We start from the raw sequence: 13703 nt of genomic DNA, 5'->3' as shown, positions 1-13703 counted from the left end.
CTCAAGCTCGGTCCGACGGGTTGCCGGGCATCAGATCATAGGGGTGTTTCCAGCCGGGTGTTTCGCTAAGGCGCGTCAGCCAGGCGTCGATATGGGGCCATTCGGCGCGGTCAAAGCCGAAGGGTTCGGGATAATAAAGGTAGCCGCAGCAGGAAAGATCGGCATTGGTGATCCCGTCACCAACGATCCAGTCGCGCCCCTCAAGATGGGCATTCAGCGTTGCATAGGCGGCCTTGAGCCTTCCCTGCATGAAGCCGATCACCTGATCGGGGCGTTTGTCTTCGGGCAGGAAGTTCATCAGGAACCGGGTCATGCCCGCCTGGCTTGAGAGTTTGTGGTTATCCCACAGAACCCAGCGCAGCACCTCGTATTTGTCCTCCGGCGCGCCGCCGAATTTGCCCGTTTTGTCGGTGATATACTGCTGGATGGCGCCGGACTGGGTCAGGCGCATGTCGCCGTCTTCTAGCACCGGTGCTTCGCCCATCACGTTCATTTCCCGGAATTCCGGCGTGCGGTTCACCCCGGCAAAGAAATCAACAAAGACCGGCTCCCACTCAAGGCCCGACAGCTCAAGCGCCAGGGCGGCCTTATAGGCGTTACCGCTTTCTCCGAAACAGTGCAGTTTGATGGTCATTCTTCAAATCCTCCCACGGAATTCAGCAGCTCAAAGGCTGCGCGAAATCAGTTCCTTCATGATTTCATTGGTGCCACCGTAGATGCGCTGCACCCGGGCGTCAGCCCACATTTCCGCGACGGCATATTCCTGCATGAAGCCATAACCGCCATGCATCTGGACGCATTCATCCAGCACTTCGCCTTGGGTGTCGGTGGTCCAGTATTTCGCCATCGCCGCCTTTTCGACGGTCAGCTTGCCTTCCAGATGCTCGGCCATGCATTCATCCAGGAAGGCGCGCGCAACCTTGGTCTTGGTCAGGCATTCCACCAGTTTGAAACGGGTGTTCTGGAACTGCGTCAACGGGCCACCAAAGGCTTCGCGTTCCTTGCAATAGGCGATGGTGCGCTCGACCGCGCCCTCCATGGCGCCCACGGCACCACAGGCGATGATCAGACGTTCCTGCGGCAGCTGCTGCATCATCTGATAAAAGCCTTTGCCCTCTTCCTGGCCAAGGATGTTTTCCGGCGGGATTTCGACGTTGTCGAAGAACAGCTCGGAGGTATCGGCAGCATGCAAGCCCACCTTGTCGAGGTTGCGCCCACGCTGGAAGCCCTCGGCGCCGTCGGTTTCAAGCGCCACCAGCGACACACCTTTGGAACCCTGCGAGGGATCCGTCTTGGCTGCGACCAGAATAAGATTGGCGTGTTGGCCATTGGTAATAAAGGTTTTTTGCCCGGACAGACGGTAGGCGTTGCCATCGCGGATCGCCTTGGTCTTGATCCGCTGCACGTCCGAACCGGTGGAGGGTTCGGTCATCGCCAGTGCGCCAACCAGCTCACCCGATACCATCTTGGGCAGCCAGCGTTTTTTCTGCTCCTCGGTGCCGTACTGAAGAATGTAATGCGCAACGATACCGGAATGGATGCCATGGCCCCAGCTCGCCAGATTGGCGCGGCTGCCTTCGATCAGGATTGCGGCCTCGTGCCCGAAATCACCGCCCGCGCCGCCGTATTCCTCGGGGATCGAGGGGCAGAGAAGCCCCAATTCACCGGCTTGGTTCCACGTCTCGCGGTCCATCATCCCCTGTTTGCGCCATTTTTCGTATTTTGGCATCCATTCGTTGGTGATGAACTGCGCCGTCATGTCGGCCAGCATCTGGTGCTCGTCTGTCATCCAGGCGGAACGGGTCTCGGTGCTCATGTCTCTCCCTTTCAGCACGCGTCGTTGCGGCGTGCCTATCGTTTTCTGTCCTCCAGCGCGCTGTTGAAAAGACGCAGCCGGTGGGTCAGGTTTTCGCTGTTGGTGACGCTGTCGAAATTCTCAAAAAGGAATGACAGCGCCTCGCCTTCGTCCAACCCGGCCTCATGGGCAAAACGTTTCAGCCTGCGATAACCATCCTCGGTCATGGCAACCGGAAAGCGGCGGGTCAGGCGGAACCGTTTTGGCATGGTTCGGTGGTCCTTTTGGTCTGGGCACCGGGCCGGAAGGGAAGGCAAAGCAGGGCGTCCCGGTTGGAACGCCCCGGCAAAGGATCAGAAGCTTGCCGCGTCCAGCGCCATCACCGTATCCGCACCGCTCTGGATGCGCACAAGGTGCAGCTGCGTGGCGGGCAGGCGCCGTGCCATGTAGTAACGGCCGGTGGTCAGCTTTGTCTCGTAGAACGCCGCGTCAGAGGTTCCGGCCTCCAGCGCCTCATGCGCCGCCTTTGCCATCTGCGCCCACATCAGGCCAAGGCAGACATGACCGAACATGTGCATGAAGTCATAAGAACCAGAGAGCGCGTTGTTGGGGTTCTTCATGCCGTTCTGCATGAAATACATGCCCGCGGCCTGAAGATCCTTGGAGGCGGCCTTCAGAGGTTCAATGAAATCCTTGGCGTAATCCTCGGAGATACCAGCGTTTTCCTTGCAGAAATTTTTCACCAGCTCAAAGAAGGCCATGACGTGCTTGCCACCGTCCTGCGCCAGCTTGCGGCCCACGAGGTCGAGCGCCTGAACGCCGTTTGCCCCTTCGTAGATCTGCGCGATACGGGCGTCGCGTGTGTACTGGCTCATCCCGTGTTCTTCGATATAGCCGTGGCCGCCATAGACCTGCTGGGCCTTCACGGTCATGTCGTAGCCTTCGTCGGTCAGGAAACCCTTGATCACTGGAGTCAGCAGCGAGACCAGACCGTCGGCGTCCTTGTCACCGTCGCGGTGCGCCTTGTCGATCATGGTTGCGCCCCACAGAAGGAAGGCACGGCCCCCTTCGACAAAGCTTTTCTGATCCATCAGGCTGCGGCGGATGTCCGGGTGCACGATCAGCGGATCGGCCGGGCCATCTGGGTTCTTGACGCCGGTCACGTCGCGGCCCTGGAGGCGGTCCTTGGCGTATTCAACAGCGTTCTGATAGGCGGCCTCGGCCTGGGCAACCCCCTGCATGCCGACACCCAGACGGGCTTCGTTCATCATGGTGAACATGGCGCGCATGCCCTTGTGCTCGGTGCCGAGGAGGTAGCCGGTTGCCTCGTCATAGTTCATCACACAGGTCGAGTTGCCGTGGATGCCCATTTTCTTTTCGATGTTGCCCACCGAGACGCCATTGCGTTCGCCGACCGAGCCGTCTTCGTTGACGATAAACTTGGGCACGATGAACAGGCTGACGCCCTTGATGCCGTCGGGGCCGCCGGGGATCTTGGCCAGAACCAGATGGATCACGTTGTCGGACATGTCGTGATCGCCGGCCGAGATAAAGATCTTCTGGCCTGACACCTTGTAGGTGCCATCTGCCTGCGGTTCCGCCTTGGTGCGCATCAGGCCCAGATCGGTACCGCAATGCGGTTCGGTCAGGTTCATGGTGCCGGTCCATTCGCAAGACACCATCTTGGGCAGGTAGGTGTCTTTCTGCGCGTCGGTGCCATGCGCCAGGATCGCCGACGCGGCGCCATGGGTCAGGCCCTGATACATCACAAATGCTTGGTTGGCCGAGGAGAACAGCTCACCCACCGCGGTGCCCAGCACATAGGGCATGTTCTGGCCGCCGTATTGTTCCGGCATATCCAGACCGGTCCAGCCGCCTTCCTTGACCTGCTCAAAGGCGTCCTTGAAGCCGGTTGGGGTGTAGATAATCCCGTTTTCCAGGCGGCAGCCTTCGGTATCACCCACCACGTTCAGCGGGTGCAGAACCTCGGAGCTGATCTTACCAGCCTCTTCCAGAATGGCGCCGGTGAAATCGCGTTCCAACTCGTTATATCCCGGCGTGGCGGCCTCGGAGACTTTCAAGACATCGTGCAGGATGAACTGGGTGTCCTTGGTGGGAGCATTGTAAACGGGCATCGCGGTCCTCGTTGAATTTCTTCAGTGTTTGTCTGGCGTGACCTCCCGAAGGGCGGAAGGCCGGGGCGGGGCAACCGGTTATTCGGCAGCCTCCTGTTCGGATTTCATCGAGGCGATGACACTTTCGCCCCATTTCAGCTGCTGTTGCAGATCTTCGATCGCTTCGTTCAGCTCGTCCCGCTGGCGTTCCATATCGGCGAGCCGTTCGCAGGCGACATCATAGGTCCGCGACAGCTGGGTCAGCTGCTGGTCCCCAATGTGATAAAGGTCCAGAAGCTGGCGGATTTCCTCAAGGCTGAAGCCAAACCGTTTTCCGCGCAGGATCAGTTTCAGGCGTGCGCCGTCCCGTTTGGTGAACAGGCGTTTCTGGCCGTCGCGGATCGGGAACAACAGTTCCTTGGCTTCGTAAAACCGCAGGGTGCGCGGAGACACGTCGAACTCATCGCACATCTGACGGATGGATTTTGTCTCTTCGGTCATCATCGTCACTCTTGACTGCTGGGTGCAGCCTAAAATTGAACAGCTGAGGCGTGTTTTACAACATCTTCTTGACGTTTACGTAAGCTGTACGCTGCGTCACATGCGTGGGTGACGTGGAGAGAGCCATTTATGACGCTGCGTCGGACTCCGGAACGCCCGGAAAATCCGACGAAATGCGGATCCGGGGCAGGGGAAAAGACGGAATTCAGGTCGGTTTTGAGGGATTCGATGCGGCGGCGCAGCGAATCCTGTTCCGCGCGTGGGACATGCAGAGCGGACAGCCCAACGGCGCTCCACAGTTATGCCTGTGAAGCCGCTGGTCCCAGAGCCGCCGAAACGGGTATTTGAGTTTTACTTTGCCAGCGCCAAGGTGGTGACGCGCAGGGCGCTCAGCTCTTCCATGGCCTCATCCAGCTGTTCGCGCTGCTTTTGCAGCTCGATCATCTGCCGGTCCGCCATCTCCACAAAGGCCTGCATTTGCGCCTGATCGCCTTCGTTTTCGCGGATCAGCAGCCATTGCCGGATCTCTTCCAGCTGAAAGCCGAACCGGCGTCCGCGCAGGATTAGCTTCATCCGCGCCTTTTCGCGCGGGCCGTAGAACCGCGACCGCCCTTCGCGATCGGGCTGCAGCAGCTCGATGTACTCGTAATAGCGCAATGTACGCGGTGTCACATCGAACGCAGCGCACATTTCCTTGAATGACAATCTGGCTTCGGTCATCCACTTTCTCCCCTTGGCCGCGAACCTATGCAACTGCGGCAAACAGTGCAAGCACCCGCAGCAGGCAACTTCATCCGACGTCACGGAGCGCTGTGATCACGGGGTTGCGCTTTGGGGCGGGCAGGGCCAAGGTTGCGCATACAAAGACCAAACAGATCAAAGGGAACGCCCCTATGGCGGACAAGACCCAGCTGGCGCGCCAGTTCATCGAAGCGATCCCCCACGCCCGTGAATTGGGCATGGTGCTGACCGAAATCGGCGATGGCATGGCCGAAATCACCATGGCTTATGACGAAAAACTGATCGGTGATCCAGAAACGGGCGTTATTCATGGCGGCGCGGTTTCGGCCGTGATGGACACCTGCTGCGGTGCGGCAGTGATGAGCCATCCCTCGGCGCCCGGCGGCACCGCAACCATTGATCTGCGCATCGATTACATGCGGGCAGCGACCCCGGGGCAGACCATTGTCACCCGGGCCACCTGCCACCACATCACCCGCAACGTTGCCTTTGTCCGCGCGGTTGCGATGGATGACGACAGCGACCGCCCCGTGGCTACGGCTTCGGGTGCCTTCACAGTGGAGAAAGGGTTTTGAACCGTTCCCGACCCGAACCCGTTCAGGTGGTCAAGCAGCGCCGCGATGCGGCCCTTGCCGCCCTTGTCGAGGCCGTGCCTTATATCCGTTTTCTGGGGATCACCTTTGACCGGCGCGGGGATGAGCTGACGGCGATCCTCAACTTCGATGAGAAGTTGATCGGCAATCCGTTCCTGCCCGCTATCCATGGCGGGGTCACGGCGGCTTTCCTTGAGGTCACCTCAGTGGTCACACTGAACTGGGCGCATTTGTGGCCGAAAATCGAATCCGGCGAGCTGGACCCGAATGAGCTGACGGCAGGCAAACTGCCGCGCCAGCCCAAGACGATTGATTTCACAGTTGATTACCTGCGATCTGGCCTGCCGCGTGATGCCTATGCGCGGGCGACGGTGAACCGGGCTGGGCGCCGCTATGCCTCGGTCCATGTCGAGGCCTGGCAGGATCACAAGGACCGGCTGTTCGCACAGGCCACCGGCCATTTCCTGATCCCGCAGGATCCCGTGAAAAAGGATTGAACCGGGTGTCGCGATGACTGCCGCGTCCGAGGCGCCAATCACCCACAGTCGAGTTCTGAAGATCGCGGTGCCGATCGTGCTGTCCAACGTGACGGTGCCGATCCTTGGCGCGGTCGACACCGGCGTGGTGGGGCAGATGGGGCAGGCGGCTCCGATTGGCGCCGTGGGAATTGGCGCCGTCATCCTGGCCACGGTCTATTGGATCTTTGGGTTCCTGCGCATGGGCACCACCGGGCTTGCGGCGCAGGCGCGTGGCGCCGGGGATATGGCTGAAACCGGCGCCCTTTTGATGCGGGGACTGATCCTGGCCGCATTGGCCGGTGGCGTCTTTATCGTGTTTCAGACGCTTCTGTTCTGGGGTGCCTTTGCGCTGGCCCCGGCCAGCGCCGAGGTGGAGACGCTGGCGCGCGAGTATCTGACCATCCGGATCTGGGGCGCCCCTGCCACGATTGCGCTTTATGCAGTGACCGGCTGGCTGATCGCGATGGAGCGGACACGCGGCGTCTTCATCCTGCAGATCTGGATGAACGGGCTCAATATCCTGCTGGATCTGTGGTTTGTTCTGGGCCTCGACTGGGGCGTCGAAGGCGTCGCAGCGGCGACCCTGATCGCCGAATGGAGCGGCCTGTCGCTGGGGCTGTGGCTGTGCCGCGATGCCTTTGGTGGCAATCAGTGGCGCGACTGGGGGCGGGTATTCGACCCCGCAAGGCTGCGCCGTATGCTGCAGGTCAACGGCGACATCATGGTGCGTTCGGTTCTGCTGACCGGCTCCTTCACCACCTTCCTATTCATTGGCGCGGATCTTGGCGATGTACAACTGGCGGCCAATCAGGTGCTGTTGCAGTTTCTGGAGATCACCGCCTTTGCGCTTGATGGCTTTGCCTTCTCAGCCGAGGTCCTGGTGGGCGGCGCCGTGGGCGCAAATAGCCGCGACCGGATGCGCCGGGCGGCCTTGCTGGCCTCTTTCTGGGCGCTTGGCGGGGCGGTGGCACTGTCGCTGGCCTTTGCGCTTGGCGGCGGTGCGATCATCGATGTGATGACAACCTCGCCTGAGGTGCGCAGCACGGCGCGGCTGTTCCTCTTCTGGGCAGCGCTGGCGCCGGTGCTGAGCGTGGCCAGTTACATGCTCGATGGTGTCTTTATCGGCGCCACATGGACGCGGGATATGCGCGTTGCGATGATCCAATCGGTAACGCTTTATGTGGTGTCGCTGCTGGTTCTGGTGCCGCTGTTTGGCAATCATGGCCTTTGGGGCGCACTGATGGTGCTGAACGTGGCGCGGGCCGCCACGCTTGCCCTTCGATATCCACGGCTGGAGGCCAGCGTCGCCGCCTAAAGCAGCGCCTCGATAGCCTCGGTCGGGCGGCCAATGACGGCCCGGTCACCCTTGATGGCGATAGGGCGTTCGATCAGGATCGGATGTTCCGCCATTGCGGCGAGCAGATCCGCTTCGGCGCTGTCCTTGCTGAGGTCCAGCTCCTTGAAGGTCTTCTCACCCGTGCGCATCATGCCGATTGCAGGCAGGTCCAGCGCGGCTTGCACCGTCTTGATTTCCTCCAGGCTGGGCGCGTCTTTCAGATATTGCCGCACTTCTGCCTCTGCGCCACGCTCTTCCAGCAGGGCCAGACCGGCGCGGGATTTTGAGCAGCGAGGATTGTGCCAATAGGTGATCATAGCCAGTCCTTTCTTTTGGTTCCAACAGCTTGCGCAACGCTGTTAAAGCCGTCGCGTGCCAAAAGGGCATCCAGCCCGCGTGCGATATCGCCCGCCAGCGACAGACCGCCAAAGACCATCGCCGTGTAGAACTGCACCACCGAGGCCCCTGCACAGATCTTTGCATAGGCTTGTTCTGCGTTGCTGATCCCGCCAACCCCGATCAGCGGTACCCGGTCTTGCAACAGCTCTGATAGCTGCGCCAGAACCCGGGTAGAGCGATCAAACAGCGGCGCCCCGGATAGCCCGCCTGCCTCGTCCCGATGGGCGCTTTTCAACCCGTCGCGCGACAGGGTGGTGTTGGTGGCGATCACCGCATCGATGCCGCTTTCCAGCGCCACGGCGGCGATGTCCTCGATCCCGGCGCGGTCCAGATCGGGGGCGATTTTCAGGAACACGGGAACCCGGCGCGGCAGACCATCGCGGGTCTCGATCACCCCGGCCAGCAGCGCCGACAGCGCTGCCTTGCCCTGCAGGTCGCGCAGTTTTTCGGTATTGGGGGAGGACACATTGACGGTGGCGAAATCCAGATGCGCACCGCAATGGGCCAGGACCCGGGCGAAATCGGCAGCGCGGTCTTCGCTGTCCTTGTTGGCGCCAAGGTTCAAACCGATGATGGCATCGCGGGGACGCTGCGAAAGGCGCTTGCCGATCACCTCCATGCCTTCGTTATTGAAGCCAAAGCGGTTGATGGCGGCGCTATCCTCGGTCAGGCGGAACAGGCGCGGTTTGGGGTTGCCGGGCTGCGGGCGGGGCGTTGCGGCGCCCACCTCGATGAACCCGAAACCGGCGCGTGACAGCGGCAACAACGCCTCGGCGTTCTTGTCAAACCCTGCCGCCAGACCCACCGGGTTCGGCAACTCGATCCCGGCCAGCGTTGTCTTCAGACGCGGCGACGTCACCGGGCCGGGCGTCGGTGTGAGCCCCGATGTCAGCGCCTTGATCGACAGCCCGTGTGCGGTTTCGGGATCAACGCGGTGCAGGGCGGCAAGGGCTAGCTTCTCTGTCAGCTTCATCCGAAACTCGCTCCGCCTTTCGCAGGGCTGGTGCGGATCAGGCGCGAGGTCTCAACCGCGGCCTGACGGTGCACCACCGCCTTGCGGTAATCGGGGTCGGTCACCATCTCCAGAAACGCATGGGCAGTGGGGTAGCGGGCGATGAACATCTCGTCCCAGACCTCATCCCCCGGGCCGATCAGGGTTGCCTGCCAATTGCCGCGCCAGACGATACCGGCGCCCAGGCGCGCGATGATCGGCGCGGTTTCGCGACCGTAATTCTTGTAGGCCTCGGCCCCCGTCAGCCCGGTGCCAGCCAGCGCGTGATCCTCGGGGTAGGCGGCAGCGTCGCGGAACTTCACAAGGTTCAGCATCTCGATGGGCTGGTCGCGGTCCAGCCCCTTGAAGGCTTCGAACTGGGCGCGGTCCGGGTCGATATAATGGCTCATGTCATCTCCTGCGGGAATTGGTGGCGGCCATCCTTCAGCGGAAGCGGTTTGGCCCAAAGCACCTCGTCCAGCTTCATTTCGCGATAAAGATGGGGGAACTCCGCGCCGCCGCGAGAGACTTCCCATTTCAGCGCATCGCCCAGGGTGTCAGCCTCCAGCGCGAGGAGAAACAGCCCCTCCGCGCCCGCGAAATGCTTGGCCGCGGTTTCGGCGGCCTGCGCGGCGGTAGAGAAGTGGATATAGCCATCGGAAAGGTCGATCGGCGCGCCACGGGTGGTGCCCGCAGCCTCAAATGCGGCCCATTCGTCCGCCCGGAAAATTTTGTAGATCAGCATGAAATCGTGATGCCCCGCGCCGCGTATGGAATCAAGCCTGTAATCCGGCGTTGCTGATGCCCACTGCCTGCGCAGGCTGACCCTAGGAAACCCGGTCTGGTTGTTTTTCCCCTTTGACTGGCGCGTTGTTTGGTCGCACCATTCCTCCAATCATAAAACAAGGGAGTCCTGATGATGATGACACGTTTCCTTTTGTCGGTTGCGGCACTGGGGCTGACGGCCGGCGTTGCGGCCGCCGATTACAAGCTGACCATTCTGCACACCAATGATTTCCACTCCCGGTTTGAACCAATCAGCAAATACGACAGCGGCTGCCGCGAGGGTGACAACGCCGAGGGCAAATGCTTTGGCGGTTCCGCCCGTCTGGTGAGCGCGATTGCCGATGCCCGAACTCGCAGCAACAATTCGATCCTGGTGGATGGTGGTGACCAATTCCAGGGCTCGCTGTTTTACACCTATTACAAGGGTAAAGCCGCGGCCGAGATGATGAACAAGATGGGCTATGACGGGATGACCGTCGGCAACCACGAGTTCGACGACGGCCCCGAGGTGCTGCGCGGGTTCATGGATTCCGTCGGGTTTCCGGTGCTGATGTCCAACGCCGATGTCAGCGCGGAACCGGCGCTGGCGGATGTGCTGAAGAAATCCACTGTGATCGAGCGCGGCGGCGAAAAGATCGGTCTGATCGGCCTTACGCCCGAAGACACACATGAGCTGGCCAGCCCCGGCAAGAATATCACCTTCTCCGATCCGGTGGTTGCCGTGCAGGACGAGGTCGACCGTCTGACAGCGGAAGGCGTCAACAAGATCATCGTGCTGAGCCATTCGGGCTATGGCGTAGATCAGCGCGTTGCGGCCGAAACCAAGGGCGTCGATGTGATCGTAGGAGGGCACAGTAACACTTATCTCTCCAATGTTTCGGATCGGGCGGTTGGGCCTTATCCGACGATGGTGAACGGTGTGGCCATCGTGCAAGCCTATGCCTATGGCAAATTTCTGGGCGAACTGAACGTGACCTTTGATGAGGCTGGGAACCTGGTCGAGGCGAAAGGTGAGCCGCTGATCATGGATGGCACCGTGGCTGAGGATGAAGCCACCGTCGCCCGTATCGCCGAGCTGGCGCAGCCGCTTGATGAGATCCGCAACAAGGTGGTGGCCGAGGCTGCGGCTGCGGTGGACGGAGACCGCCAGACCTGCCGTATTCAGGAATGCCAGATGGGTAATCTTGTTGCGGATGCGATGCTGGACCGGGTCAAGGATCAGGGCGTACAGATCGCCATTGCCAACTCGGGCGGCATCCGCGCCAGCCTGGAGCCGGGCGAGGTGACGATGGGCGAGGTTCTGACCATCCTGCCGTTCCAGAATACGCTTTCGACCTTTGAAATCTCAGGTCAGGAACTGGTTGCTGCGCTTGAAAACGGTGTCAGCCAGGTGGAAGAGGTGAAAGGCCGCTTTCCGCAGGTAGCCGGGCTGACTTTCACCTGGGATCCTACGGTTGCCCCGAACGAAGGTCGCGTGCAGGAGGTGATGGTCGATATGGGCGACGGGTTTACCCCGCTGGATCCGGCCAAGACCTATCTGGTTGTAACCAACAACTACGTGCGCAATGGCGGCGATGGCTACAAGGTCTTCTCAGGCGATGACAAGAACGCCTATGACTTTGGTCCCGATCTTGCGGATGTGCTGGCGGAATATTTGGCAGAGCAAGGGGCATATTCGCCCTATACCGATGGGCGCATCGCGCAGAAGTAATCGGGCTTGCGGGTAGTGGATTCGCGCGCGGTCAAAGGCTGCGCGCAAATCATACATTTGACGTGCCCCGCCTCTATGGGGCCGGTTCTGGAACACTGAACTGCCCCTATGCGGCCTTCCGGGGGACCTGTTGCAAGAGCGACAGCAACTGAGGCTTTGACACCGGCTTCGCCAGAACCTCGTCCATGCCTGCCGCCAAATATTGTTCCAGTTGCTCAGGCATGGCGTTGGCGGTGACGGCGACGATAAAGCAGGGCGGCCGACGGGTGGCCTGTTCCATGGCACGGATCTTCTGCGTCGCCTCTACGCCGTCCATACCGGGCATCTGAATATCCATCAGAACCACATCAAAGGCAGAAGCGCGCACCATGTCGAGCGCTTCTGTGCCGCTACAGGCACTGTGAACCTCGCAGGAGGTATGGCAGAGGAACTTTTCGAGGATCAGCCGGTTGGTCTTGTTGTCATCGACTACCAGAACCTCCATCGCCGGAGCGTCTGACACTGTGGCGACATCCGTGGTGGACTGAAGCGGTCCCGTGTCTACGTCAGGGCCTGGGACCAGCGGTAGTCTGATTTCAAAGGTTTCGCCTTTCCCGGCTTTATCGGCCAGTTCCAGGCTGCCGCCCATCAGGTGGCACAATTGACGGGAGATCGACAGCCCCAGACCGGTTCCGCCGAACTTGCGTGTGTCGCCCGCATCCGCCTGCTGAAAAGGAAGAAAGATCGCCTGCCGGGCCCCGATGGGAACGCCGGCACCGGTATCACTGACCCGGACCAACAGCTCGCTGCCCTCAGCCGTGGGTTCCGCTGTGATGGTGACGCTGCCTGACTGGGTGAACTTGATGGCATTGGAGACCAGATTGTGGAGGACCTGGCGGAACCGGTGTCCGTCGCCGACTATCATCTGAGGCAAATCCTCGTGAATGCTGGCGCTGAGCTGCAGGTGTTTTTCTTCGGCTCTAGCTGAAAACAGTGATCGCGCACCTTCGATTGCATCGCGGAGTGCGAAAGGCCGGGTTTCCAGAGCCATCCGTCCCGCTTCGATCTTTGACAGATCGAGAACATCGCCGATCGTCGTGAGCAGCACCTGACCGGAATCCTCGATAATGCGAAGATAGTCATGCTGTTCCCTGTCCAGCGCGGTTTCGCTCAGCACCGAGGCCATCCCCAGAATGCCATTCAACGGCGTACGGATTTCGTGGCTGACATTTGCCAGAAAATGCGATTTCGCGCGGTTTGCGGCTTCTGCTGTCGCCAGCGCCTCGCGCAGGGCCTCGGCAGACCGTTCTCTTTCGGTGATGTCGACAAGGGAAACGGACCAACCCAGGAGCGGGCTCTTGCTTTGCATCGGGCTTTCGATCGGCAGCGCGCGCAGATCAAAGATACGCTGGTTGAGCCGGATCGGTTCCGCGTTGGCCAGAACGCCACTGTTCAGGAAGGACTGCAGTGTCGTACCGATCTTGTCCAGATGATCCAGCGTGTCGCCATGGCGTGGAAGGGTTTCACCAAACAGCATTTTGGCGGCGGGATTGGCCCCTGCAAAGCGACCGTCTGCGTCCAGAATGATCACCGGATCATGGGTGGCATAGAACAACAGGCTCCGGCCCTGTGCGACGGTATCCATCATCGTATTGTTCAGCAGCAGCCAGCTCAGCGCGATAAGGGTCACGGCAAACATGAAGGGGGTGGGATCATATCCGAAAACAGTGAAACCATTGAAGATATAGGCCAGATTGGCCGTGAGCGGCGCTGCGGTGATGAAAATCAGCACCGCGAGGAATGGCCGAATGATTTTCCTGGCCCGGATCAGCGCATAGGTCAGCAGCCCAAGGGCGGTGCTCACAAAAATATAAAGCCCAGCCGCAACCGCATAAAACAGGGGGCCATGGTCAAAAATGACGAATGTATTTTTGCCCTCGGTCACAAGCCGGGTGTCAGGACCATACAACAGCTGCGTCTGACTGTTGGTGGCAGCGATGAGGGCGACAAGGATTGGCAGAGCGACATAGAGCAACAACCGGATCGGTTGCCGCTTGCGGCTGGAATTCATCGTGTAGTCGAAGACAAAGAAGGACCAGGCGATCGGCAGCAAGGGGAATGTCCCGAACGATGTTGAAAAGCGTTTCGGGCGACGCTGCGGATTTCATGGTTATGCGGCTTGATCCAACGGGTCAACCAGCGCATCATTTTGTGGGTCGCGGTGTTTTTCCAATGCGGC

General features: G+C 60.5%; 15 protein-coding genes. 4 read left to right on the top strand and 11 right to left on the bottom strand.

Annotated elements, in window-relative coordinates; translation table 11 throughout:
* Nucleotide 1: 1 nt before the first annotated feature.
* The 6 genes from AAFO90_RS08520 to AAFO90_RS08495 form a co-directional block, all read right to left on the bottom strand.
* Nucleotides 2-634 (bottom strand): glutathione S-transferase, encoded by a 633-nt coding sequence (locus AAFO90_RS08520; RefSeq protein WP_274827892.1) that lies wholly within the window; start codon nucleotides 632-634, stop codon nucleotides 2-4.
* Nucleotides 635-664: 30 nt separating this feature from the next.
* The gene (locus AAFO90_RS08515; protein ID WP_347509110.1) at nucleotides 665-1816 is read right to left on the bottom strand and encodes an acyl-CoA dehydrogenase family protein; all 1152 of its coding nucleotides are present in this window, start codon (nucleotides 1814-1816) and stop codon (nucleotides 665-667) included.
* A 35-nt stretch (nucleotides 1817-1851) separates the two neighbouring features.
* Nucleotides 1852-2064: a hypothetical protein gene (locus AAFO90_RS08510; RefSeq protein ID WP_274832081.1), complete on the bottom strand. Its 213-nt coding sequence runs from the start codon at nucleotides 2062-2064 to the stop codon at nucleotides 1852-1854.
* Nucleotides 2065-2148: 84 nt separating this feature from the next.
* Nucleotides 2149-3930: an acyl-CoA dehydrogenase C-terminal domain-containing protein gene (locus AAFO90_RS08505; protein WP_347509109.1), complete on the bottom strand. Its 1782-nt coding sequence runs from the start codon at nucleotides 3928-3930 to the stop codon at nucleotides 2149-2151.
* Nucleotides 3931-4008: 78 nt separating this feature from the next.
* Complete coding sequence (locus AAFO90_RS08500; protein WP_347509107.1) at nucleotides 4009-4410, bottom strand: MerR family DNA-binding transcriptional regulator; 402 nt, start codon at nucleotides 4408-4410, stop codon at nucleotides 4009-4011.
* A 351-nt stretch (nucleotides 4411-4761) separates the two neighbouring features.
* Nucleotides 4762-5130 carry a MerR family DNA-binding transcriptional regulator gene (locus AAFO90_RS08495; protein WP_065273349.1) on the bottom strand — a complete coding sequence of 123 codons (369 nt, stop codon included), beginning with the start codon at nucleotides 5128-5130 and terminating at the stop codon, nucleotides 4762-4764.
* A 173-nt stretch (nucleotides 5131-5303) separates the two neighbouring features.
* Here AAFO90_RS08495 and AAFO90_RS08490 point away from each other — a divergent pair, with 173 nt between their 5' ends.
* From AAFO90_RS08490 to AAFO90_RS08480, 3 genes are read left to right on the top strand one after another with little or no spacing between them, the layout of a single operon-like run.
* Entirely contained in the window at nucleotides 5304-5726 is a 423-nt protein-coding gene (locus AAFO90_RS08490) for a PaaI family thioesterase (protein ID WP_065273823.1), read from the top strand.
* Entirely contained in the window at nucleotides 5723-6241 is a 519-nt protein-coding gene (locus AAFO90_RS08485; protein WP_065273350.1) for a PaaI family thioesterase, read from the top strand. Before AAFO90_RS08490 ends, AAFO90_RS08485 begins: the two co-directional genes overlap by 4 nt.
* A 13-nt stretch (nucleotides 6242-6254) precedes the next feature.
* Nucleotides 6255-7577: an MATE family efflux transporter gene (locus AAFO90_RS08480; RefSeq protein ID WP_347509105.1), complete on the top strand. Its 1323-nt coding sequence runs from the start codon at nucleotides 6255-6257 to the stop codon at nucleotides 7575-7577.
* Here the strand turns inward: AAFO90_RS08480 and arsC are convergent.
* From arsC to AAFO90_RS08460, 4 genes are read right to left on the bottom strand one after another with little or no spacing between them, the layout of a single operon-like run.
* On the bottom strand, nucleotides 7574-7915 hold the full coding sequence (gene arsC / locus AAFO90_RS08475) for an arsenate reductase (glutaredoxin) (protein WP_347509104.1): 342 nt from the start codon (nucleotides 7913-7915) through the stop codon (nucleotides 7574-7576). The genes AAFO90_RS08480 and arsC overlap by 4 nt on opposite strands.
* Nucleotides 7912-8970 (bottom strand): quinone-dependent dihydroorotate dehydrogenase, encoded by a 1059-nt coding sequence (locus AAFO90_RS08470; RefSeq protein WP_347509102.1) that lies wholly within the window; start codon nucleotides 8968-8970, stop codon nucleotides 7912-7914. The genes arsC and AAFO90_RS08470 overlap by 4 nt, the downstream gene beginning before the upstream one ends.
* Nucleotides 8967-9398 carry a DUF1330 domain-containing protein gene (locus AAFO90_RS08465; RefSeq protein ID WP_347509100.1) on the bottom strand — a complete coding sequence of 144 codons (432 nt, stop codon included), beginning with the start codon at nucleotides 9396-9398 and terminating at the stop codon, nucleotides 8967-8969. Before AAFO90_RS08465 ends, AAFO90_RS08470 begins: the two co-directional genes overlap by 4 nt.
* Nucleotides 9395-9733 carry a DUF952 domain-containing protein gene (locus AAFO90_RS08460; RefSeq protein WP_347509099.1) on the bottom strand — a complete coding sequence of 113 codons (339 nt, stop codon included), beginning with the start codon at nucleotides 9731-9733 and terminating at the stop codon, nucleotides 9395-9397. The genes AAFO90_RS08465 and AAFO90_RS08460 overlap by 4 nt, the downstream gene beginning before the upstream one ends.
* A gap of 174 nt (nucleotides 9734-9907) precedes the next feature.
* Between AAFO90_RS08460 and AAFO90_RS08455 the strand changes: the two genes are divergently transcribed.
* Nucleotides 9908-11485 carry a bifunctional metallophosphatase/5'-nucleotidase gene (locus AAFO90_RS08455; RefSeq protein ID WP_347509155.1) on the top strand — a complete coding sequence of 526 codons (1578 nt, stop codon included), beginning with the start codon at nucleotides 9908-9910 and terminating at the stop codon, nucleotides 11483-11485.
* 106 nt (nucleotides 11486-11591) lie between these two features.
* Here the strand turns inward: AAFO90_RS08455 and AAFO90_RS08450 are convergent, their stop codons facing one another.
* Nucleotides 11592-13577 carry an ATP-binding protein gene (locus tag AAFO90_RS08450; protein ID WP_347509098.1) on the bottom strand — a complete coding sequence of 662 codons (1986 nt, stop codon included), beginning with the start codon at nucleotides 13575-13577 and terminating at the stop codon, nucleotides 11592-11594.
* Nucleotides 13578-13703 lie beyond the last annotated feature (126 nt).

This window comes from Phaeobacter sp. CAU 1743 (assembly GCF_039839315.1).
Classification (GTDB): domain Bacteria; phylum Pseudomonadota; class Alphaproteobacteria; order Rhodobacterales; family Rhodobacteraceae; genus Phycobacter; species Phycobacter gallaeciensis_A.
This window is presented reverse-complemented; position numbering and strand designations above follow the sequence as displayed.

Excerpts from the sequence above, each read along its gene's own strand:
- AAFO90_RS08520 (WP_274827892.1), bottom strand. The coding sequence starts at position 634 with ATGACCATCAAACTGCACTGTTTCGGAGAAAGCGGTAACGCCTATAAG.
- AAFO90_RS08515 (WP_347509110.1), bottom strand. The coding sequence starts at position 1,816 with ATGAGCACCGAGACCCGTTCCGCCTGGATGACAGACGAGCACCAGATG.
- AAFO90_RS08510 (WP_274832081.1), bottom strand. The coding sequence starts at position 2,064 with ATGCCAAAACGGTTCCGCCTGACCCGCCGCTTTCCGGTTGCCATGACC.
- AAFO90_RS08505 (WP_347509109.1), bottom strand. The coding sequence starts at position 3,930 with ATGCCCGTTTACAATGCTCCCACCAAGGACACCCAGTTCATCCTGCAC.
- AAFO90_RS08500 (WP_347509107.1), bottom strand. The coding sequence starts at position 4,410 with ATGACCGAAGAGACAAAATCCATCCGTCAGATGTGCGATGAGTTCGAC.
- AAFO90_RS08495 (WP_065273349.1), bottom strand. The coding sequence starts at position 5,130 with ATGACCGAAGCCAGATTGTCATTCAAGGAAATGTGCGCTGCGTTCGAT.
- AAFO90_RS08490 (WP_065273823.1), top strand. The coding sequence starts at position 5,304 with ATGGCGGACAAGACCCAGCTGGCGCGCCAGTTCATCGAAGCGATCCCC.
- AAFO90_RS08480 (WP_347509105.1), top strand. The coding sequence starts at position 6,255 with ATGACTGCCGCGTCCGAGGCGCCAATCACCCACAGTCGAGTTCTGAAG.
- arsC (WP_347509104.1), bottom strand. The coding sequence starts at position 7,915 with ATGATCACCTATTGGCACAATCCTCGCTGCTCAAAATCCCGCGCCGGT.
- AAFO90_RS08470 (WP_347509102.1), bottom strand. The coding sequence starts at position 8,970 with ATGAAGCTGACAGAGAAGCTAGCCCTTGCCGCCCTGCACCGCGTTGAT.
- AAFO90_RS08465 (WP_347509100.1), bottom strand. The coding sequence starts at position 9,398 with ATGAGCCATTATATCGACCCGGACCGCGCCCAGTTCGAAGCCTTCAAG.
- AAFO90_RS08460 (WP_347509099.1), bottom strand. The coding sequence starts at position 9,733 with ATGCTGATCTACAAAATTTTCCGGGCGGACGAATGGGCCGCATTTGAG.
- AAFO90_RS08455 (WP_347509155.1), top strand. The coding sequence starts at position 9,908 with ATGATGACACGTTTCCTTTTGTCGGTTGCGGCACTGGGGCTGACGGCC.